Source organism: Aphanothece microscopica RSMan92 (assembly GCF_046613545.2).
GTDB lineage: Bacteria > Cyanobacteriota > Cyanobacteriia > PCC-6307 > Cyanobiaceae > NIES-981.
Map to the genome: position 1 here is coordinate 1 of NZ_JBKKKY020000163.1, position 1606 is coordinate 1606.

1 protein-coding gene is annotated in these 1606 nt (G+C 52.2%); it reads right to left on the minus strand.

Translation table 11 applies throughout. From position 1 onward, the window contains the following. Positions 1 to 271 precede the first annotated feature (271 nt). Positions 272 to 691 (minus strand): hypothetical protein, encoded by a 420-nt coding sequence (locus ACLD7X_RS16640; protein ID WP_411424801.1) that lies wholly within the window; start codon positions 689 to 691, stop codon positions 272 to 274. Positions 692 to 1606: the final 915 nt, after the last annotated feature.

Genomic DNA, 1606 nt, shown 5'->3' on the forward strand with positions numbered 1-1606 from the left:
AAGTGTTTACGGGCATGTCAACTGCGCTCCTGCAAGTAGTCGGTGCCATCCCACACAAGCGTCGTGGTTCCGGCGGAAGTGATCTCGGCCCGCTTCAGGCCATCGGCAGAAAGTCGCTTTGTTGAATCGATCTGACAAAACATTATCGACAGATTGTCTCCACTTGCCTTCTCAATTCGGGAAGACTGCGCACCCTAACAAGTGCCCTAGCAGGCCGCTCAAGATTTACCGGCTAGGTTAGCGTGTTCGAAGCGACAAATACCTGCCGGTCTTATGGTTCAATTCCAAATGTGACATAATGATATTCTCCCGCATCGGAATACTCAGCACCGGATCCAAGGTACTCAATCGCTCCCGGCTTGTCAGCCGTTGCCGCATCCCAAAGAAGCTCACCATCTTCAGATCGAACTGCCCGAATGATCCCACCGAACTCGCGAGGTGTATGCATCTTCCCATTCTTTTCTTGAAAAACATAGGTGCAATCTGAAGATATAGTACCAGGATCTTCTTTGATTTTAAGCGAAACGCGACCCTGTCTCCTTATCTTCTCTACCGTTTCCCTGGAAAGGATGAAGTCTTGATTGAGTGGACCTAAAATCAGGCAGATCGCGGGCCGAGAGGCGATCGCTCCGCACCAGGCAAAGCATCCGAGTGTCACCACAATAGCAAGGCCAAAACCTAGCTTCCGCATCTAGCATGAACCTCCGCAGCACTTCGGGCCTTTAGCTCCTACTCCCTCGAAGAATCGTAAAGATGATCCGTGCAGGAGACCGGTAGTGAACGAGGCATGGGCAGATCGGTAGTTGTACTGAGAAATCGGATGAGAACCTACACCTACTCTAGTAAGCCAGTCTGGAAAATCTGTATGATCTAGCTTTCCCCAAACATTAACGAGATCACCGACTGCAACGAACTCGATCTGGACGTCCATCACAATAGGTGGCAAAATTGCCTTTAGAGGCCCAAACCCCGGAAAGACTCTGGGACCCGGCATTGGGGGCGGCCCTGAAAATACGAATGGCCTACTTAACGGCACGCCCAGTTGCCCCTTAAGATTAAACGATACAGACGATACGCAGCCGTTCGCCGTCCGTTTTCTCATGTCAAATTTGGAAGTGCCTCGTGCTCTAAACAGCATACGACCGCTAGCGTCAGCAAACTCACTCCACCCAATATTCTGCCTTACGTTTGGTCCTGATCTGCCAATCCCGCAACTGTCAAGACTTACCTCAGCCCATAATTTACAATCCAGCGGAGTAGTGCGTGACGGAGGAAATGTCATCGAGTTCGTATTTCCATAGAGAGGTATCCCTGGCAATGCTTGAAACCACTTGCCGTGTCGAACAGCTCGATGACGCGAGATGTACGCACAGATCTGGACAAATATCCGTTCTAGCCCACTTGGGTCGACAGCTGCAAGAGTCATACCCCCCACATACCCAAACGCCGGCTCCGACGGCCACAGCGGATCGACGCTTGTCCACATCCCCATGGGAAAGCCGTAATGACGGGCGCGGACGTAGTGACTCACCCACTCCCGCCGAGTTTCGCGGTAACCAAGGCCACCCACCCAGCCAAAACGACCCACATCGTTCCATTCCGCCCG